24 protein-coding genes and 3 pseudogenes are annotated in these 18,496 nt (G+C 34.8%); 3 read left to right on the top strand and 24 right to left on the bottom strand.

Annotated elements, in window-relative coordinates; genetic code table 11:
- Window positions 1-102 precede the first annotated feature (102 nt).
- The 3 genes from AMD01_RS17925 to AMD01_RS17935 form a co-directional block, all read right to left on the bottom strand.
- Entirely contained in the window at window positions 103-513 is a 411-nt protein-coding gene (locus tag AMD01_RS17925; RefSeq protein ID WP_053402818.1) for a cupin domain-containing protein, read from the bottom strand.
- A gap of 50 nt (window positions 514-563) precedes the next feature.
- A complete protein-coding gene (locus AMD01_RS17930) occupies window positions 564-1,427 on the bottom strand; it encodes an aldo/keto reductase (RefSeq protein ID WP_053402819.1) in 864 nt (287 codons plus the stop codon).
- A gap of 111 nt (window positions 1,428-1,538) precedes the next feature.
- Window positions 1,539-2,294 carry a carboxymuconolactone decarboxylase family protein gene (locus AMD01_RS17935; protein WP_053402820.1) on the bottom strand — a complete coding sequence of 252 codons (756 nt, stop codon included), beginning with the start codon at window positions 2,292-2,294 and terminating at the stop codon, window positions 1,539-1,541.
- A gap of 226 nt (window positions 2,295-2,520) precedes the next feature.
- Here AMD01_RS17935 and AMD01_RS17940 point away from each other — a divergent pair, with 226 nt between their 5' ends.
- Window positions 2,521-3,069, top strand: a complete 549-nt coding sequence (locus tag AMD01_RS17940) for a TetR/AcrR family transcriptional regulator (protein WP_053402821.1) — start codon at window positions 2,521-2,523, stop codon at window positions 3,067-3,069.
- A 124-nt stretch (window positions 3,070-3,193) separates the two neighbouring features.
- Here AMD01_RS17940 and AMD01_RS17945 read toward each other — a convergent pair whose 3' ends face one another.
- A complete protein-coding gene (locus AMD01_RS17945) occupies window positions 3,194-3,628 on the bottom strand; it encodes an SMI1/KNR4 family protein (protein ID WP_053402822.1) in 435 nt (144 codons plus the stop codon).
- A gap of 248 nt (window positions 3,629-3,876) precedes the next feature.
- Here AMD01_RS17945 and AMD01_RS17950 point away from each other — a divergent pair, with 248 nt between their 5' ends.
- Window positions 3,877-4,218 (top strand): SdpI family protein, encoded by a 342-nt coding sequence (locus AMD01_RS17950; RefSeq protein WP_053402823.1) that lies wholly within the window; start codon window positions 3,877-3,879, stop codon window positions 4,216-4,218.
- Window positions 4,219-4,391: 173 nt separating this feature from the next.
- Here the strand turns inward: AMD01_RS17950 and AMD01_RS17955 are convergent, their stop codons facing one another.
- From AMD01_RS17955 to AMD01_RS17985, 7 genes are all read right to left on the bottom strand, one after another.
- Complete coding sequence (locus AMD01_RS17955; protein WP_053402824.1) at window positions 4,392-4,670, bottom strand: DUF4176 domain-containing protein; 279 nt, start codon at window positions 4,668-4,670, stop codon at window positions 4,392-4,394.
- On the bottom strand, window positions 4,663-5,382 hold the full coding sequence (locus tag AMD01_RS24540; RefSeq protein ID WP_211263406.1) for a hypothetical protein: 720 nt from the start codon (window positions 5,380-5,382) through the stop codon (window positions 4,663-4,665). The genes AMD01_RS17955 and AMD01_RS24540 overlap by 8 nt, the downstream gene beginning before the upstream one ends.
- A gap of 24 nt (window positions 5,383-5,406) precedes the next feature.
- A complete protein-coding gene (locus tag AMD01_RS17965; protein ID WP_053402826.1) occupies window positions 5,407-6,834 on the bottom strand; it encodes an LXG domain-containing protein in 1,428 nt (475 codons plus the stop codon).
- A gap of 26 nt (window positions 6,835-6,860) precedes the next feature.
- Window positions 6,861-7,139, bottom strand: coding sequence for a YwqI/YxiC family protein (locus AMD01_RS17970; protein WP_053402827.1), 279 nt, complete (start codon window positions 7,137-7,139; stop codon window positions 6,861-6,863).
- Entirely contained in the window at window positions 7,136-7,534 is a 399-nt protein-coding gene (locus tag AMD01_RS17975; RefSeq protein ID WP_053402828.1) for a YwqH-like family protein, read from the bottom strand. The genes AMD01_RS17970 and AMD01_RS17975 overlap by 4 nt, the downstream gene beginning before the upstream one ends.
- Window positions 7,535-8,195: 661 nt before the next feature.
- The gene (locus tag AMD01_RS17980; RefSeq protein ID WP_157052785.1) at window positions 8,196-8,489 is read right to left on the bottom strand and encodes a hypothetical protein; all 294 of its coding nucleotides are present in this window, start codon (window positions 8,487-8,489) and stop codon (window positions 8,196-8,198) included.
- A gap of 38 nt (window positions 8,490-8,527) precedes the next feature.
- The gene (locus AMD01_RS17985) at window positions 8,528-8,926 is read right to left on the bottom strand and encodes a hypothetical protein (RefSeq protein WP_053402830.1); all 399 of its coding nucleotides are present in this window, start codon (window positions 8,924-8,926) and stop codon (window positions 8,528-8,530) included.
- A 136-nt stretch (window positions 8,927-9,062) separates the two neighbouring features.
- Here AMD01_RS17985 and AMD01_RS17990 point away from each other — a divergent pair, with 136 nt between their 5' ends.
- Window positions 9,063-9,539 (top strand): GNAT family N-acetyltransferase, encoded by a 477-nt coding sequence (locus tag AMD01_RS17990; protein ID WP_053402831.1) that lies wholly within the window; start codon window positions 9,063-9,065, stop codon window positions 9,537-9,539.
- A 624-nt stretch (window positions 9,540-10,163) separates the two neighbouring features.
- Here AMD01_RS17990 and AMD01_RS17995 read toward each other — a convergent pair.
- From AMD01_RS17995 to cdiI, 13 genes and pseudogenes are all read right to left on the bottom strand, one after another.
- Window positions 10,164-10,772: a class F sortase gene (locus AMD01_RS17995; protein WP_169775988.1), complete on the bottom strand. Its 609-nt coding sequence runs from the start codon at window positions 10,770-10,772 to the stop codon at window positions 10,164-10,166.
- A 1-nt stretch (window position 10,773) separates the two neighbouring features.
- Window positions 10,774-11,589, bottom strand: a complete 816-nt coding sequence (locus AMD01_RS18000) for a DUF4397 domain-containing protein (RefSeq protein WP_053402833.1) — start codon at window positions 11,587-11,589, stop codon at window positions 10,774-10,776.
- A 489-nt stretch (window positions 11,590-12,078) separates the two neighbouring features.
- On the bottom strand, window positions 12,079-12,330 hold the full coding sequence (locus AMD01_RS18005) for a hypothetical protein (protein ID WP_053402834.1): 252 nt from the start codon (window positions 12,328-12,330) through the stop codon (window positions 12,079-12,081).
- A 264-nt stretch (window positions 12,331-12,594) separates the two neighbouring features.
- Window positions 12,595-12,894, bottom strand: a pseudogene (locus AMD01_RS18010) (contact-dependent growth inhibition system immunity protein).
- A 69-nt stretch (window positions 12,895-12,963) separates the two neighbouring features.
- Window positions 12,964-13,372 (bottom strand): annotated as a pseudogene (locus tag AMD01_RS24545) (hypothetical protein); the annotation flags it as partial.
- A 25-nt stretch (window positions 13,373-13,397) separates the two neighbouring features.
- On the bottom strand, window positions 13,398-13,925 hold the full coding sequence (locus AMD01_RS18020) for a hypothetical protein (RefSeq protein ID WP_157052786.1): 528 nt from the start codon (window positions 13,923-13,925) through the stop codon (window positions 13,398-13,400).
- Between the two features lie 21 nt (window positions 13,926-13,946).
- Window positions 13,947-14,432, bottom strand: coding sequence for an immunity protein YezG family protein (locus AMD01_RS18025; RefSeq protein WP_053402836.1), 486 nt, complete (start codon window positions 14,430-14,432; stop codon window positions 13,947-13,949).
- A gap of 214 nt (window positions 14,433-14,646) precedes the next feature.
- Entirely contained in the window at window positions 14,647-15,132 is a 486-nt protein-coding gene (locus AMD01_RS18030) for a DUF6985 domain-containing protein (RefSeq protein ID WP_053402837.1), read from the bottom strand.
- 47 nt (window positions 15,133-15,179) lie between these two features.
- Window positions 15,180-15,470, bottom strand: coding sequence for a barstar family protein (locus tag AMD01_RS18035; protein ID WP_053402838.1), 291 nt, complete (start codon window positions 15,468-15,470; stop codon window positions 15,180-15,182).
- A 382-nt stretch (window positions 15,471-15,852) separates the two neighbouring features.
- The gene (locus AMD01_RS18040; RefSeq protein WP_053402839.1) at window positions 15,853-16,362 is read right to left on the bottom strand and encodes an Imm6 family immunity protein; all 510 of its coding nucleotides are present in this window, start codon (window positions 16,360-16,362) and stop codon (window positions 15,853-15,855) included.
- Between the two features lie 257 nt (window positions 16,363-16,619).
- A complete protein-coding gene (locus AMD01_RS18045) occupies window positions 16,620-17,030 on the bottom strand; it encodes a hypothetical protein (protein ID WP_053402840.1) in 411 nt (136 codons plus the stop codon).
- Window positions 17,031-17,171: 141 nt separating this feature from the next.
- Window positions 17,172-17,646, bottom strand: a pseudogene (locus AMD01_RS18050) (immunity protein YezG family protein).
- Between the two features lie 465 nt (window positions 17,647-18,111).
- Window positions 18,112-18,495 (bottom strand): ribonuclease toxin immunity protein CdiI, encoded by a 384-nt coding sequence (gene cdiI, locus AMD01_RS18055; RefSeq protein ID WP_053402841.1) that lies wholly within the window; start codon window positions 18,493-18,495, stop codon window positions 18,112-18,114.
- Window position 18,496: the final 1 nt, after the last annotated feature.

Consider the following 18,496-nt stretch of genomic DNA (forward strand, 5'->3'; position numbering starts at 1 on the left):
CTATTAAACCTCATTTGTCATTGCGACCATTCACCATATTATTTAAAAGTCTTTAATGATCCTATTATATATAGATCAATAAGTCTTTTGATTTAATCCTATTTATTTTACGTTGTTATATTCCTCGTCTGTTACTGCCTCTAGCCATTCTGGTGTTCCTGATGTGATCGCAATGTGTTCAAACCAGCTGTCTTTTGCTGCACCGTGCCAATGTTTCACACCGTCATGAGTGACGACCACATCTCCAGCTGTTAAAAACTGCGCAGGTTTCCCTTCTTCCTGGTACCATCCTTCACCGCCTGTGACTAATAAAAGCTGAAAGCCATCGCGATGAATATGCCAATTGTTTCGACAGCCAGGTTCAAATGTCACATTACCAACCCCAACGTTTACTTTAGGATCTGAAATTAACGTTTTCAGATAGCTTTGTCCAACAAAAAACTGTGAATACACCTCATTTTTTTCTCCCGTTGGAAAAATCACACCGTTTTTTATCTCTTCATGTTTTGCCATTTTTGTCCCTCCTCTAACAATTAAGATGAGTTGTTTTTCAACTCAAATTATTACGTTAACTTTCCGCCGAATACAGGGAAGTAGCTGTGTTCACCGTAATCTTGAATTTGTTCTACATTTTTCAGCGTCTCCATATCTTCCTCGCTAATCTCAAAATCAATCTCTAAATTGTTTTTCATGTGTTCTGGATTGGCTGTCTTCGGAATGACGACAAGACCAAGCTGGATATCATAGCGTAGGCAAAGCTGCGCAACAGATACCCCGTACTTATCAGCGATTACCTTCACTTCCTTGTTATTAAGAACCGCACCATGGGCAATCGGTGAATAAGCCTCTACAAGGATGTCTTTTTCTTGGCAAAATTCAATTACATCTATTGGCGTATTGCTAACATGTGCCAATATTTGATTGACCATCGGCTTGATTTCACAGCTTTCTAGAATGTTCTCAATATCATCTTGAAGGAAATTAGACAGACCAATTGCCTTTACTTTTCCTTCTTTATAAGCATCCTCCATCGCTTTCCATACCGCTTGATTTTCTTTGTCATAGCGTTTTTCTTCACGAAACTCCACCCAAGGCTGTGGGCTATGAATAATGAGAAGATCAATATAGTCCATTCCCAATTTTGTTAACGATTCCTCAATTGACTTCGCGGCTTCGTCATACGTTTTTGCTTCTGCCACAACCTTTGTCGTAATGAAAAGTTCCTCTCTTGCGATCCCACAAGAACGAATTCCTTCTCCGATTCCTGCTTCATTCATATAAGCCTGAGCCGTATCAATATGACGGTACCCAGCAGATACTGCATCACGAACAGCCTGTGCTGCCTGGTCATCATCAAGAAGCCACGTTCCAAGACCTACGAGTGGAATTTTTACACTATTTGAGAACGTATGAGTTTGATTAAACATGTTTTCCTCTCCTTTAGATCATTTTCCATATGATCAATTGTCTTATCTATTTTCTTATCATTTTGTTCTTTCCTTACACTAGAACCTGTGAATCAACCCTATCATCTTCCCTTAATTTTCAGGAATGATGTCATTAATGCAAGCTAATGCATTTAATGTTCGAGGGAAACCCATATACGGCAGACAGTGAGTCATTGCTGCAATTAACGTTTCTTTATCATTTCCCACGTTAAGATTCCCCTGTACATGTGACTTCACTTGACTTTCCGCACCTCCTAACGCGCTAATGATACACAATGTTAACAACTCTCGCATTTTTACATCTAGCCCACTGCGCGTATAAAAATCTCCAAAGCAAAAAGCTGATAGATACTCTTGTATATGCTTTTGATTTTTCGGAGCATTCTTTTGCATCGTTTGAATAACGTCCCCAAAAATCTCTATTTGCTTAGCAAGACCCTTTTGTAGACGATTCTGTTCATTTACTGTTTTTGGACTCTCTACCGGTAACGAAATCTGATTTTCTTCAAAGATTTCGTTCACTGCCGTAATAGCATGCAACGTTTTAGGAAACCCAATATACGGAGCGCACTGATAAACAGCCTCTTTAATTTCCACAGGCGTCAGTCCGACATTTAATGCTACTTGTACATGCGCTTTTAATTGAGGAATCGTCTGATTGGTCGTTAGAACCACCAAGGTAATTAATTCACGCGCCTTGTCTTCTAAGTTACCTTCATAAAACACTTCTCCGAAAATAAAGTGGTTTAGAATGTCTTGAAATTCTGGATCTGTAACTTGTGTAGTCGGCATTCCATACCCAAACAGCTCCGTGTATTTTTCTTTACTCTTATCAATACGGCTCATCAGCATTCCTCCTGTTACACGTACTTTTTCTATTGCTTCGACATAGCATGTCCTTGTCTAAAATCAACATTGATTCATTAATCAACATTGATTCATTAATCAACATCTGTTTATAATTATAAAGAAAAAGAAGTGATACTCAATAATCAATGCAACGCAATTCGTTGATTACTCAACAAATTGCTATATGTTGTTGAATATCTTTTGAAAAAAGTGAGGTTTTAACATGGCGAAAGTAGACCGTAGGATACTAAAAAGCCAAGAGGCTATTAAAAAGGCAGTAACTGAATTAATGATTGATAAACGTTTTGATGATATTACGATTCAAGACATTGCGGACCGAGCAAATGTAAATCGAGGAACCATTTATCTTCACTATATGGACAAATATGATTTATTGGATAAGATGATTGAAGAACATATGGACAATCTGAGAGACCTATGCCATTCAGCAGCTGATTTAACGTTTCAGGAAGGGAATTACATTTGGTTTGACTATTTTGAGGAACATCATCTATTCTTTTCGACTATGCTAGAAAGCAAAGGCGCTCACTATTTTCGTAGTCGCTTTTTAGACTTGGTCGTTCAAGAATTTGGCCCTGAAGTGGATACAACAAAAGGAGCGAATCACGGGCTAAGTCCTGAAATTGCAATTCAATTCTTCTCTTCAGCAATGGTCGGAACAGTAGAATGGTGGTTTAAAAACGGCATGCATATTCCGACTAAAGTGATCGCAGAACAAACAGGGGCATTGCTTGATCGAAACTTGGACTGACGTCCAAGTTTCTATTCATATCATATAAAGAGGATATTTTAGGATTTACGAGTCAATATAAGATGATCTACGGAAGGTGTTACTCCCTGTAATGTTTGCTACAAAAAGGAATTTAACGGACTTCTTACCTCAAAAAGAATGGTAGTTGAATTAACCACTCTTGAAAGTCATCTGCTTCTTTTTCAATACCGCTGTTTTCATGTGAATAATAATAAACCACCTCGTTGACCTCTTCATTTGTCAGAAGGCAAAAGAAGTCACCGTTTCCGATGCTATAAAAAGGAATGAGCCCCTCCTCCCACTCTCCGTGCCGTCTTTCAATATCGTACGTACATTCGATGAAATCATTTCCGTTAGTTCGACCACTAGAAACATTTAAAATTTCACCAGGAAAATCATACTCCGCCATTAATTCAATGAAAAATCGGAACTCCCTTGAAAACCGGTGATTAAACTTTTTTTCAATTCTTATCCAATCACTTACTGAAGGCATATCCAATTTTTTTGATTCTAGTTCTAAAATGTTGTGCAACAGATTTCGCATCTCATTTTTTGTCATTATCTTCTTCTCCCTCTGGAACTCATTCTGTTAAGGACTAACTTATTAAGAACTCGGCCGACTCTTTATAGTGAAAGTCACTTAAAATTTTCCTATTAAATGTTAACGGAAAATCCCTTACTCATTTTTTTGTGGCATAATAGAAGAACCAGCTCTAATTTATTACGATGGATATAAAGAAGAGTCAATCGATTCGGTCTTTCCATAAATAAGGCTGAATCGATATTAAAACAGACGGAGGTAATGTAATGATTTTATCTTTGGCGACTGATTTTATTATCCCAATCCTTATGATTACAGTGGGGGTAATTTTCACGTTCAAACCACCACAGAATATTAATTCTTTGTACGGATACAGATCTCCTCGCTCTCAATCTTCTCAAGAAAGCTGGAACTACTCCCAAAAATTGTTGGGGACGTATTCTCTTCAACTCGGTGTTTTATTACTGTTCGTCAATATATTAGTTGCACTTCTCTCACCCTATTCATCAAATGCAACGTCGCTGCTTAATGCAATCCTTGGAATTATTGTATTAATACTGCCTATCATTTTAATTGAAAAGAAATTAAGAGCGTTTGCTTCGCATTAACTTTACCCCACTGCTATAGACAACAAAAGTATGGTGTCATGTAAAATATCGTTCAATTATATGTTTGAATCTTATGTCATGCGCTTACCTCTCTAATGATTTATTTAGCAATAACACGATGTCCTAACAAAGAAGAGTAAGTCCTGCAGGACTTACTCTTTTTTGTTAAACCATTATTGTGTTTTTTCTTGATTGACACCTTCTAAAAACTCTTGGAAATTTCGCTCATCCTCGTCCTCATATCCCTTAAAAATAATGTGTTCAATAGCTTCTTCATTAAACACATACGTATATTCCTGATTAATAAATCCCTCTGGAAAAGGCACAGCGAGATAATCAAAAATTTCATCATCTCCCTCAAGAGACATTTGCTTTCTGCCGTAAATGACAAGTTTTTTTTCCCCGCCTTTTAGCAGTACAACGGAACCATTTGGTAATAATAGATTAGACATTTTTCGTGCGCCTCTTTGCCATTTTTTTGTTTTTTCTTTCATTATTTAAGCGTTTTACTAAATGTCGGTTTTGTAACATAAACCAACACTGAGATAAAAATTTCGCACCCATATAAACAAAGAATATAGCTAAAAATTGATACATAAATGTCATGAACAATTGCAAAAAATACTGGTTGCCCGCTAGTAAAAATTGTACAACTACATATCCTAAAGGTCCTCCAAAAAAAATCCATGGCCCAACTGGAAGAGATGCCTTATTTTTTTTTGTAACAGGCGGCTCTATTTTATAGTTTTTAGATTGAATATAGATAAACACATACCAGCTCACTAAAAAGAAAAACGCTGCAACTATATAATAAATGACTGATGAAACACCTGCTGTTTTAGCTATTTGAAGCGACGTTATAAAATAGGCCATGGCTCCTACAAAACCGGCAAACCCTAAATACAATGTCGTCAAATACTTAAAATTCTCTTCTCTCGTTAGCAGGACACGAAAATTGAGAATGACTAAAAGTCCTACTAGTGAGGACACAATGTAAAGAGTCACTTTGTTTTGAAATAATACTAATGGCCCTAGGGTCAATAAGCCAATGAGAACAAACGTGACAAAGAATGTTGTAAATTTAAACCGCATAAATGTATTGTCATATATGAGCTGTCCTAATAAATGACGTGGAATATCTTTGCGGTCTGCATTGGGATTCAATTTCATCTTCTATATCACCTCTTATTATTTCCACCAACTGCTAATTGTTTTTAAGCCTTTACACACTCCGTCTTTGGCCAAATCAGAAAGACTTTTCTTTTCTTTCCCCACTTTTGCTTTTAACCCTTCAGTAAAATAAGTAAAAGCTGTGGCTGCGACAAACCCTACTCCTGCTCCTACTAATAATGGTGCACCTACAGTTCCCACTGCCAGCGCAGTAGCTGCGCCAGCAATTGCCATCCCAGCTGCACCCATACCAATATCAACAACTGCATCTCCAACAATTCGCTCAGCAGATTCTCCATTTTGAATATTTTCTTTCATATCCAAGCCCGTAGTTACACCTACTGTAAGCCAAGCAGGACCCGTTTTTAAACTTGCCTTTGCTCCTTCAAGAGCATCAACATACTGAGCAACTTTCAAATTTTTAAGAGTGCCTCTCTTTCTTTGACTATCAATATAAGTCTTGTCATACTTTTTCCCTTTAATCTCCAAGTGTCTCCCCTGTTTAATTTTATACGAAACTGTTTTTTTGTCAGTTCTTGGGTTTATGTAGGTTGATTTTTTTACCCTTACACCCATATTCTTTTGTTGCCAAGCTTCCTTCATATCCTTCATATCCATACTAAGGCCCATTGAATTTCCAATAGATCCAATAGGTGCTAAGAGATCTAGACTAACCATATCATTATCGCTTAAAGGTATATCCTCTAAAAACGCTTTTGTATCTTTAAGCTTTTTCATAGCATCTGTTTCCATTAGTTGATTTCTCAATTCATTTTTTGCACCACTAATAGGCTCAGATTCTTGCTTGTCTTCTTGCTTCTTAGTTTTAGTGAGATAGGTTGTAATCGTTGAAGACCCGCCCGTAAATCCATTTTTAAGTACGTTAATGTGCTTAAGGAGAGCTGTTGCATCATTACTTGTTCCACCCAACGCGTTCGTTTGTTCACTATCTAGCGTATGTAAGTCTTCAATCGTTTTCGTTATTTTTTTCACGCAAGCATTCATTTCAGAGTGAAATTCTGTTTGATCAGGTACGCTTAAAGAAAGAATTTCGCTTATTTTAGCAATAGAGGTACTAACTTCTTCAGCAAAAGCATCTATTTTCTGATCCATTTTTTTTAGACCGTTTTGAAGATCAGTGTGTAAGAATCCTTCTACAACGACTCCACTTTCATCCGACTCAAAGCCTTTAACTGCAGACTTCAGTTCAGTTAAGTTCGATTCATAAGTAGCTAAAAGCGCTTCATACATTACAAGAAATGTTCCGTGACATTCTTGGTAGAAGGCTCGAATCGAGTTACCTCCGCTACCTTTCAACTCATCTTCTAATCCTATAATGGCTTGAATACTTTTAGCAACTGTCTTTAGTTGTATACGACTTAATTTAATAGTTTTTAGTGTAGCCTCAATTCCGCTAATAAGTGATTCGTTTTGTAACGTTTTCATCCCTACCTTGTACCTCTCCCTTGTATTTATTCCGCCCTCATATCTGTAGAAAGACGTTGGTCTGCCTCTTTCATTTTGTCGATTGCTTGTGACGTTAATTTTGCATGTTGTACTAAAAGTGTCTGATAGGTTGATACAATCGTTTGCAAATCTGCATTAATTGAGTTAATTTTATTAACCAGATCCATTGTGTTTCCATTTCCAATGTGAAAAGGGTATTTAGCTGTAAATTCTTGGCCGGCTGCTTCTAACTCGCTAATAGATTTTTCAACGATGGCATAATTAACTTTAATTTCTTTGCTCATAATTTGGAAACTCCTTTTGAAACATTCAATTTCTCTAATTCTTTTTGCTCATTTAATTCTTGCTGAGCATGCATAATGCTTGCTTGCAAACTTGCAATCTCTTGCTGTATTTCAGTTATTTTTTGAGAAATTGAGGTAATAAGCTCACTCACTTTCTCTCCTGTAAGTTCTATATAAGCAGCCTGAAAGCCATCTCTTCTAATATTGTCAAATTGAGTAGCTAATGTACCATGCCATGTGGACGCTGATAATGCTGGGTCCATACATTCATCAGCCATTTCTCCATAATCCGATTTAATTTCAATTAGTTCGGTCTTACAAATATTCAACTTTTCTATATACTTCCTCTTAATATCTACTTGCGATTGCAAATACGCTATGTATTGCTCAGTCACCTATTTACACCTACTTTACATTCGTCTTGTCTACCCTTTTATTATATGCCCTAGTTATAATTTCCTCATTGAATAACAAGTTACGGCTATTTTCTTTATCTATAACTATTAGGGTAACACGTATAAAAAAAAGATGAATAAGCATTTTTTCCTTATATTCCCTAATTTTCAAAATGACTTTTTTACTAAAAATGCTTATTTGTGCATTTAATTGTTAAGCACTTGTTCTCTAGCATAAAACTTTCCAAATTGTGAACTACTTTGTGTAATAACTATAAAAAAAAAGCCACTAAATCTTTCCGCATGCAGCAGGTGCTAATTTGGCATGAATTAAGAAAAATATATCTATGAACCAAATCTTTTTCCGGCAATTCTACTATCTAAACTACCCTTTTAACAACCGAAAAAACCTAAATATTTACATTCCAACCATAACCTAATAATTACAAGATATACAAATTATTCAAAGAGTCAATACGACTTTTAGTAATTGCTATCATTTACAACAAGACTTTTGATATATATTTTTGCAATAAATGCAATTAAATTAACTATTTACATCTATTACAGAAAAACACAAAATTAGTTTACTATTACAGTAAAGATGGATATTGTTGTTTTTTGAACTGATATTTTGTGTTTCTCCAATCTCATCAAATAATCAAATCTCTGTGTCTGTATCATCATTCGCAACAATTATTTCTATAGGCTGATCTATTAAAGCAATAGCCTGTTCATGAATCGTAATTAATGTTTGAATGCTCGTATGAATACGCTCCTTATAAAAATCTACCTCAACCAAATCAAAATCTGTTTCATAATAGTTCCGGTCTTCATATTTATAACGACTTACTTCTATTTTCTCATCATAGTGCTCTTTGAATAGGTCACAGACTGCTTTTATCTCCTGCACACTTAATTCATGATTTGAAAGACATGTATTAACCAATTTCATAATTTCCACCGTATTTCTTACCTTTTTTATTCACTTCTTTAAAAAGCACGATCATACAAGCTACACTTTACTTCAGCTAATAAGTCGTTTAGCCGTGTTTTTTCCGGATTTATTTCCACTTCTTTTTTGACGTTTTCCTCCAGGTAATGATAAAACGTTTTAAAATCTAAAAAAGCCAGCTGTTCTATCTCCACGGCTGGATAACCTAGCTCAATCAAAACATGTTTGTCATCTAAAGGTCTAGGTAAATGTGCCGAATCAAAGTCATCTAAATCGGAATGAAAAAAGGCAAATATGATTTCTTGTCCATAGCCTTCTCTTGCAGCAAAGCATTTTAATGCCACTTCTAAATATGTTCCATTTATAAAATCAAAATAGATAGACATTAAATGATCAATATCTTCTTTGCGTTCCTGTAGCTCATATTTTCTATTCACTATTCTCTTCCCCCTTTCGTTAGTTTATTAGCGCTCAGACCATTAGCATCAAGTAGGTATTTTCAATCCGTAATATTGAATATTCTTCCAAATAACATATAATGATATAATTAACAATAATTTAGGAGGAGAGAAGATGGCGTTAACGTTTCGAAGATCAACTTTAGAAGATATAGAATGCTTGCTTCCCATCCAAAAAGCCTCTTTTCAAGAAGACTTAGAAAAATACGAGGATGTGGAAACAAATCCTGCTTGTGAAACAGATGAAAAACTAGCGGAAAACATTAGAAAATACCATCACTTTACGATTTTAGACGATGATACGATAATTGGTGCAATGGATGTAAGAGGTAACGATGAGCGGATGCATATTAGCAAGGTGTTCATTTCTCCTTCTCATCAAAACAAAGGAGCTGGTACGGCTACTCTTCAATTTCTAGAGGCGAAATTTTCCGATGTGAAATTATGGACTTTGTATACCCCTTATTTAAGCTTTCGAAATCACTATTTTTATGAGAAATTTGGATATAAAAAAACGAAAGAAGTTCAGGTTACAGCCAAACTCGTTCTGTTTAAATACGAAAAATTACCCGTAGTTCCTCTACTAGACTAACAACACGTGAACAATAAGGGCCATTGAGGAATGGCTCTATTTACGTTGATACAGACAATCAACTGTGTCTACGAGTTATAAGGTAATTATAAAAATGGATACCTTTCAAACTTTCATTTATCCCCTGTTCACCAAACATTAAAAATACATTACTCATTCGATCAATTCTTCCTTCTACTCTTTGATCCATTAATTCATAAAAATCTAAAAAAATGCTCATATCCATGTTATGCGTAGTATAGAGTCTAAAAAAATATATTCTTATGTCTTACTTTGTATTTACAATTAGCTTACATTCACCACTTAATTCACTTAACAATCTTCAACCTCAATCCATATAAATGTTTACTTATTTATCAATCTCTTAAACAAGCGTTTGCTACAAATTATAGATTAACTCATTATCACCCTTTTATATCTGTTTGTTCCACCAGTGATTTATCAGTTCTACCTCGGGAAAAGTGCGTCTATCACATCTATGATAGCGTATGGTTAATGACATCGAGAATGGATTAACTATTCCGGTGTAACCTGTCTGTAGAACATTAAAACCCCCGAACTAATTTCTCCGTTCGGGGGTTTTCTTGATGCACTATCAGTTTCTCAACATCATGCTGCGGGGTTTTATCTTTCTTCTGTTAAAACCCCCGTTACCACAAGACGCTTCAAATGCGTTTTCTTTTTACGGTCAAAATCACCGGTACAAGTAATTAAATTGAGCTTTCTTTGTTGACTAAAACCAAATATCGCAGGAATGGGTGCATCATCATACGGATAGGATTTCTTCTCCTGAACAATAAACGTAAGCTCTTCACCACTTTTTCCGGAAACAATAATCTTGTCTCCAGGCTTGATCCTTTTCAAATCAAAAAATACGGATGGTCCTGTCTTGTTGTCAACATGTCCAGCTATAACAGCATTACCCTGTTCCCCTGGCTGAGCCCCGTTTTCATACCATGCAGTCCGTTTGTCATCAGAGGGGAGCTCCATTTTACCATGTGAAGTAAGCCCTACGGATTCAACATCAGCGCGTATACCTAAAGACGGGATACTAATTCGAACCGGTTTAACCCCTTTTGCTTCAGCCTGCTTCATTGGTTTCAAGTTTGTAGGTGCTTGATCAGATGCCATCGAAACAGCAGAAGCTTGTTCGACCTTGGTATCGTTTACATCAGATACTGGCTCCTTACTAGCCTGAGAACATCCTGCCAATAAGAGAACAAGAGCTGCCATTTTAATGACTGCTTGCTTTTTTCTTAATTCCATATGCCATCAGAGCACCTAATCCAAGGATTGCTGCCGCTGCTACTGGTAGGTAGTTGTGTGATTGAGTGTCAGCTGTTCCACCCATTCCCGTCTTCGGCATTTCAGAAGGCATCATAGCTGGGTCAGCTAGTACTAATGCTTCAAGAGCTGGTTCGCCTTTTGCAAGTCCGACTGCAATGACAGTATAAGACATATTCGCCTTTAGCTCTGTTCCTGCAAGATCAAGAACCACGTCTTTTGTTCCCGCACCTCTTACTTCAAGATCATAAGATCCAGGATCTACTTCTAAGTACTGTGTTACTCCTTTAAATTCTGCTCCAGGGAAAAGGACATCCCCACCTTTAACGGCTACATCAACTGCAGGTGCATCTGGTGAAAAATGTGCAACGCGAACTTTTGACTTTCCTTTTGTTACATTTAAATCGTCGTTTAATACTTTTAGTTCAAGAGAATCAAGTTTGTTAATGGCTGCTACCGTATAAGCCATACCAGCTTCCACGGTTAAATTAGATGAGATAACGGGCTTACCGTCAGCAACTGTTCCTGCCGCAAAGACTTCAACTTTATGTTCTCCCGCTGGAAGCATCATGTAGTCTGTAGCAGCTTTAAATGCAGCGCCTTCAACAACTGTTTTCCCGTCAACCACAACATCAACTGCCGGAGCGTCCGGAGAAGCATGAACGATTCGAACCATTGCATCATTTCCGGCCGCAGAAGCACCAGCCCCTGTTCCGAATACCAATAATAAAACCATTGCCGCCATTACTGAAAAGATTTTTTTCATTTTTCCACTCCTCGTAGGTTTTTTTTAGGGGACGTTCGTCCTGTACTAAATATAAACAAAACTTATACAAAATGTAAACGCTTTAGATGCTGTGAATGTGCTGAAGAAGTTTTTTAAGCTTTTTTAGACATCGAAACAACGAATTTATACCTTTTAAATATTATGTAAGAATAGTATCTAATGTTGGTGAATTATTTTCTCTAACTATATTTTCCATGATAACCATAGAAAAAAGCCAATAGCTCTAATGCCATTGACTCTAACTTTTAAAGTATTACTCCTACGCTCTGCGGACACCTTAAAATAAAAAGCACCTCTGCCTACTTCAGGCGATCAAGTGCTTTGCATCCGTCTATTTTCTTAGGTAAGCCTAATTTTCCACATTATATCTTTTGTTACCGCTCAGAGAACTACACGGTACTATTATAAGCGCTCAATTCTTAAACAAACCAGCCTGTTGGTTCATTATTCTCAATTCAAAGTTCGTTTTTATGACTCAAAAGCTGTTCTTTCTGGAAAATCCCTACCTTCTCTAAGCAGACATACCGCCAGTCTTCGAGAAGCTCGATCATAATAAAACTTAGCTGGAATATTTGGATGTGCGATAGGCTCTAAATCAGAAAATTTCTTACTTACTTTATTTAGTTGTATTTTACCCATCATGTTTTCATTTGGTCCAAAACTGTAGATGACAATCTCATCATTCTCATATTCTTTTAATAACAGCACATACGCACCCAAAAATTATTTCTCCCTGCACAAATTTCACAAACGTTCTTATACTTATTCTTCTACTCGGTCATTAGTTATTTTAATTAATGATTCAACAAGTCATCTGTCATCCTTCACTTTTCGCTGACTTAAAGTCATTGGAAAAGTGACCATAAGCATTTATTCAATGAAATTATTTCAGCTTATGCCCCCTTATTACTTGTACATTTGTCTAATAATAGTGTGTGCTTTAATTAGAGCTAGATTAAAAACTTGAAAAGTTTTATCATGATATTATTTTGTGTGAAGAGATTTTCTTATTTGCTCAATAACCTGACATAACCACTGAATTGGTTCTAAACCAGCGGGAAAATACACGCCATCTGCACAAGACTGAATGTATTCATTCTTTTCTATCTCTGAACATTCACCGTCAATAAAATCTGTTAAAAAGACAATAGCAGATTCCAAATACTCTTTACTTCCCTCTGTTAACAGTTGTTATAGAGCCTGTTCTGGTGAGTCAATATCTTGATGAAAATTTCCAGCCAAGAATTGAAAAACAGGTTCTCCTAGTTTGTTAGAAGACAATATAACACCTCATCCTTTGCTATTACTCCTTACAGCCCATTAGAACATAATTCCCTTATCTCTTCCTTTGGTTTACCTTTTAAGATCGTTTTCCCAAACGACATTTGGAGAATAAGATACACCAATCCGATCCTCATCAAAACTCGGTATAGCTATTACTTGAGCCGTCTCTAAATATTTTTGAGTGTAACCAATTATCAAGCAATGTATCACTATCAGCACTCAAAGGATCCTTTAAAAGATCTATGCAAATACCGCCCCAAGACAATTCTGATACAACACCTGGACTATTTAACAATAAATCTTTACCAAACATGTCCAATATACGACCACCAAAATATGTTTTAGCTCCTAAAGCTAAAGGACCGTTGGGACAAAACTCCACTGGTATCGGTAGTGAAGAAATATTCATCCACACTAGTAAACCTTCACATTCCGTATTCCATGGATAAGGTACTGGCCAACACATTTGCGCTGTTCCTGCATGACTACAGCTATGAAAGAATTTATTTTTCAACTTCTACTATTAAACTTTCCAAATGCAAAATATCTTTATTTAGTTCATTGTTTAATACCTTTAACTCTTCAATGTATAACTTAGTTTTATTTACTACTTCCGTTTTAAGGATCTCATAACTAATTCGTTTATCTTTCCAATACTGGTGGATTAAATTTGGCATTTCCTTTGTTTCGATTGCTCCACTTCCTTCAGGTTTATCAGCCGTAACTTTACTCATGTTCACTAAACTTTTTTCTTTTAACAGTTCAATCCAAATCTTAGGCTTTTCAATATCACTGATTAAAACATAATTTTCAGTTTTCAAAATCAATACTGCTTCTAAAAAATAATTCAACCACCAATAAATAGAAACTGAAAACTCATCAATATTTTCAGTGATTAATATACCGTAGGTTTCATCACAAATTTCAAATTGGAAATACCCATCTGCCCCATTGATCTCCTTTTCCACTGCCCCATCATTTTCAAATATTTTAAAACTAATGTTGAACATTATTTTCACCTTTCTCATCATCACTTCATCGTTTAGATTCGGTTAGTTCGGTTTTTTCTGTTCTTCAAATTTCTTCATTCTCTCCATTAAATCTAGTTGTTCTTTGTTTTTACTTATGTATTTATACTCAAAATAGTCAATTCGATCTGTTGGACCAAATTCACTTTCGTACCAATTTGTATAATCAAAATGGATTGTTAGTTTTCCTACTGAATTAAGTAATAGTGTCACAGAAAACCAAGGTTGTTGGTCATTATCAATAAATATCTGCTGCAATTTAGCTGTTAATTCAAACAATTTATGAAGTTCCTTGTCATAGACACTTTCCTCTATTAGATACATATATGGGATATCATGAGAATACACTGATTCATTGCTGTCAATAGGCGTAAAAAAGAAGAAGACACCGCCATTTTTATCCTTTACTTCACTATTCAAATAAAGATTGCTCCATTTAATTGGGATTATATCATCAATTTGTTGAACGATCTGTCTATACAGTTCATTTAGTTCAGTTTCAAAATTCATTTCCGTAACCTCCTCACTTATGTTGTATCACTAATCTGTACTTGTTTTTTTCCTTCATTTAACTAGTTAATTAAGTCGCTTCTAATTAACTAGTTCTATTACCAACTATTTTTCGCGGTGCTCAACTAATTCCATGATATGAAAAAAAGCACTTGATACTTAGATTCTGAATCAAGTACTAGCTTTGATTTCCCCCCTCCATTTTTTTATACATTTATAGAACTATATCTTGATATCCTACCTCTTCTACAACTTCATCTTCAATTTTTATACCCAATCCATCCTCCATTTCCCAAGACACATCGCACAATAACCCCAATCTTCTCTTACCATTCTTCCTTACTCTTCTTACAATTAATTCAGTAGGCTTTACTAATTCTGCTAATCTAGTTAAAAAATCTATCTTAGGAGCAATTTTATTTTCTTGTAATTCCTCTTCTAATATTTCTCTATATTCATCGACATTCTCATTATAGTACGCATAAACTTCCTTCTCGGCCTCGCTTATAATATAGTTCATACTTTGAACAAAATTACGAAAAGCATCTCTTTGTACATTTGAAAAATCAGCGTCTTCATGTCCATCAACACTCAACCATATTTTTCTCTCCACATTAAACATTTTAATAGTCATTTCGCCTCGCCAAAATTTTTTTTCATATTCAAGTTCTCCAAACAATTCATCATGAATCCTCGTCACTGTATTCATCCTCCCAACATCAATGACTTTAATTTGCACTCCACATATTACTGATAAACGACTTTATATTTCCGATGTGGATATTGTTCGTTAAAATCATTTAAGAGGTTAATAAAGATGTGCGAATCTCTTGGTAATTTTTCTTCAATGTTTCTCCACCCTCTAAAAATCAAAGTTTCAGGTAATTCAATTAGTCCAGTAATTGCATCCCAGTTCATTCCATAGAAACAGGGTAATTCAAGGTATTCTTTTAACAAACGATAAAGTTCCGTTGAATTTTGAACGACACTCACATCCAACATGAGCGTATCTTGTTTTCCTTCATTTTCTTGTGTCATTCATACACCGCCTTCTCTCATGTCTTATGAACTGGTTTCCTGTCAATCGCTTAAAGATATCTTTAGATGTTAATCTTTTCAATTAGATTAGTCTTCATTCGTTATACAAGCAGCCATGCCCTGGAATAATCTTATTTTCAGTATTAAAAAAGCTGCAAAGCAAGAGCAAATTAAGGTATACGACATATAAAAATTTAATGATAAGGATGTCGTTATGAAAGAAAATTGTGCAGGATTTTTCTAAATAGTGGCCTAGAAGTGGGCAATAGATTAGTTATACGGTGTAGAATATAAAAGTTATTTATAATCATTTTTTCTTTTTTCTATTAAATAACTCCTTTTTCTGATCAGGTGTTTTTCATTTATGGCATTCAATCCCCACTTAAAATATATTGATAAAATCTTCTCGTCTTGTTGGGATTTCAGTATTTTCACTCCGATAATTAGTCATAACGGCTGCCATTTGTTCAATTTCTTCTACCGTAATAAAGCTGGTTTCCACTGCGCTATGTAAGAAAATTGAAATACTATTGATTGAGATACTTTCTAATGACTGCGGTAAATATTTTGCGTTCTCATTTTTATAGGCTTCCCAAGAAGTATAAGCGACCGCATCAACTAATAACGACCACACTTTAGCCACATTCAAATCTAGTTCCTCCTCGGCAAATTCTGAAATCCCCGTAAAGTCTGCGCGATCAATAAGCTCATATAGTGCATCTCCAGTAACAGCATGTGATTCAACCCATAACCAACATCTATCCAAAGCTTCTCTTCCATCTGAATATCGTTCATCATCCTTGCGAATTACAGAAAATATTCTCTCAGCAACTGCTAAAACAAAGCATACTTTAACTTCTTTTGGTAAATTATTGATTGCTATATTCTCCATAATTCCCCCCTATTCCTACTGTACATAAAGTTTCATCTAATTGCTGCACAAAAATGTTGTCTATATCCTTCTTTACCAATTTGTTTACCTTTACTAAACAAGTATTCACTATCAACATTTTTTACATATCTAGTTTTACTGATTGTACAAGTTGTATTGTTTTAACATCATTCAATTCGTGCTGTGTTAATTTTTATTTTTCTCAATATTTTTTATATTCCTATCTTTAATTTAAGTTTAATAATATTTACGAAAGTTTATAATTTGTTTTGTTGTAAAAATGTTTTTAAAATCCTTTCAATAGGTAAACTAGCATTTTTCAGTAATTCCTCTACTTTTTCCTTTATTTGCTTATTAGAAGCAATTATTTTTTTATACTCTTCACCATCAAAAGAACGTAAAGAATCTATTGCATATTCAGCCACTTCATCACTCTCATTAAGTAAATCTAATAATAAATTAAATCCATATACTCCGTTATCTTCTTCTATACAGTAGGCTAATCTAATTTTATAGTTATCATCTCTATCTTTTAATCCTCGAATTAAATTCTCCCAATCAATAGTAGTAAACTCACTCATCAATTCTTGCACATACATAAATTCATCATCATAAAAATAATTATCTGTGCCATTTTCAGACAATTCTGCATCTACTTTTTCGTACATTCACTTTCCTCCTCTATTTACTAAAACAGAGAATTTTAGATACTTTATCATCTCATTCAGTTCTACCAAAAAATCTTGAAAGGCATTTAACCAATTAAAGTTGCAGGTAAATCACTCAAAAGTAGCTATTTTCTTCCTACTTCAAATACTCTTCTCTTCAAATTTCTTCATTCTCTCCATTAAATCTAGCTGTTCTTTGTTTTGACTTATGTATTTATACTCAAAATACTTAATTCTATCTGTTGGCCCAAATTCACTATCATGCCAATTTGTATAATCAAAATGGACATTTAATTTACCGGTATCATTTAAGATGAATGTCACTGAAAACCAGGGATCTTGGTGATAATTAGTAAAAACTTTTTGAAGTTGGGTAGTGAGTTGAAACAATTTATGTAGTTCTTTATTATAAGCTCTCTTATCTATACTATATATTTTTGTAATGTGAAAAGATATGTTGGTCCTCACCTTTGGGCGTAAAAAAGAAAAAAACTCCTCCTTCTCCCTCCTTCACTTCACCATTAAAATAAACATTATTCCATTCAGTTGGAATCATATCATCAACCTGCTGTGCAATTTCTTTATATAACTCATTTAATTCTGTTTCAAAACTCATTGCTATCCGTCTCCTAATTTATTAGTAAACACAACTAATTGCTAATCAGTCATATAACTTAAATTTCTATTACTTTCTTATGTCTTGTTCTGTCCTGCTGCCAGTTAGTCTTACGTCCTTCATCCCTTTATTAACTATTTTATTACCTTCACGCGCTCCTACTCATCTGCTATTATTTTGCTTTCATTAGTGATTTATCTTTATGTACAATGCATTTTTTATTATCTCATAAGAAAATCATACCTTCTCTAGGACACATTTTTCTTCTTTGGTGAAGTAATAATTAAATGATTAAGATTGTATATTTCTCAACCTCTATCTATAGGCTGTTTATGATGAAGTATATATGACGTATGTTTACCATAATGTTCAAGCTGTTTTTGTAATTTGTCTAGCCATTTTTTATCATTCGCAAGAAAAAAAGCGTTTCTGGATTAATTCAGAAACGCTTTTACTATTACTTACTCAATAAGCATATGTGTTTTTAAGCTTCATCAACAGTTCTTCAATGATCTCTTTCTTTTCAAAGTTTTTCTCTATGTAAAATTTACATGCAGCACGCAGATATTGGTATAATTCACTATAGCTCACAATATCACAGTCATCATCGCTATCCCCAGAATAAAATAAGACCTTATTTTGTCCAAAATAAGATTCATCATCTTTTTCATATTCATCTGAATAAATTACTCCGTTATATTCTCGACGCTCCCCCTTTTTATTATTAAAATCTTCTAAACGTTTTACGAAATTATGTCCATTTACATATATGTTTAAAACATCAATAACTGCCGCGTTATTTAAATGTTCGCGTTTCATTGTTTTAATAAATTCTTTGTATTTATTCATA

This window comes from Priestia koreensis, from assembly GCF_001274935.1.
GTDB lineage: Bacteria > Bacillota > Bacilli > Bacillales > Bacillaceae_H > Bacillus_AG > Bacillus_AG koreensis.

Bases quoted from the DNA above. Each gene is read 5' to 3' on its own strand.
- cdiI (WP_053402841.1), bottom strand. From the start codon at position 18,495: ATGAATAAATACAAAGAATTTATTAAAACAATGAAACGCGAACATTTA.
- AMD01_RS17995 (WP_169775988.1), bottom strand. From the start codon at position 10,772: ATGGCAGCTCTTGTTCTCTTATTGGCAGGATGTTCTCAGGCTAGTAAG.
- AMD01_RS18020 (WP_157052786.1), bottom strand. From the start codon at position 13,925: ATGATGAGAAAGGTGAAAATAATGTTCAACATTAGTTTTAAAATATTT.
- AMD01_RS17945 (WP_053402822.1), bottom strand. From the start codon at position 3,628: ATGACAAAAAATGAGATGCGAAATCTGTTGCACAACATTTTAGAACTA.
- AMD01_RS17935 (WP_053402820.1), bottom strand. From the start codon at position 2,294: ATGAGCCGTATTGATAAGAGTAAAGAAAAATACACGGAGCTGTTTGGG.
- AMD01_RS18045 (WP_053402840.1), bottom strand. From the start codon at position 17,030: ATGTACGAAAAAGTAGATGCAGAATTGTCTGAAAATGGCACAGATAAT.
- AMD01_RS17950 (WP_053402823.1), top strand. From the start codon at position 3,877: ATGATTTTATCTTTGGCGACTGATTTTATTATCCCAATCCTTATGATT.
- AMD01_RS17980 (WP_157052785.1), bottom strand. From the start codon at position 8,489: ATGAAATTGGTTAATACATGTCTTTCAAATCATGAATTAAGTGTGCAG.
- AMD01_RS17955 (WP_053402824.1), bottom strand. From the start codon at position 4,670: ATGTCTAATCTATTATTACCAAATGGTTCCGTTGTACTGCTAAAAGGC.
- AMD01_RS17940 (WP_053402821.1), top strand. From the start codon at position 2,521: ATGGCGAAAGTAGACCGTAGGATACTAAAAAGCCAAGAGGCTATTAAA.
- AMD01_RS17990 (WP_053402831.1), top strand. From the start codon at position 9,063: ATGGCGTTAACGTTTCGAAGATCAACTTTAGAAGATATAGAATGCTTG.
- AMD01_RS17970 (WP_053402827.1), bottom strand. From the start codon at position 7,139: ATGAGCAAAGAAATTAAAGTTAATTATGCCATCGTTGAAAAATCTATT.
- AMD01_RS17930 (WP_053402819.1), bottom strand. From the start codon at position 1,427: ATGTTTAATCAAACTCATACGTTCTCAAATAGTGTAAAAATTCCACTC.
- AMD01_RS17965 (WP_053402826.1), bottom strand. From the start codon at position 6,834: ATGAAAACGTTACAAAACGAATCACTTATTAGCGGAATTGAGGCTACA.
- AMD01_RS18035 (WP_053402838.1), bottom strand. From the start codon at position 15,470: ATGACACAAGAAAATGAAGGAAAACAAGATACGCTCATGTTGGATGTG.
- AMD01_RS18000 (WP_053402833.1), bottom strand. From the start codon at position 11,589: ATGAAAAAAATCTTTTCAGTAATGGCGGCAATGGTTTTATTATTGGTA.
- AMD01_RS18025 (WP_053402836.1), bottom strand. From the start codon at position 14,432: ATGAATTTTGAAACTGAACTAAATGAACTGTATAGACAGATCGTTCAA.
- AMD01_RS18040 (WP_053402839.1), bottom strand. From the start codon at position 16,362: ATGGAGAATATAGCAATCAATAATTTACCAAAAGAAGTTAAAGTATGC.
- AMD01_RS17925 (WP_053402818.1), bottom strand. From the start codon at position 513: ATGGCAAAACATGAAGAGATAAAAAACGGTGTGATTTTTCCAACGGGA.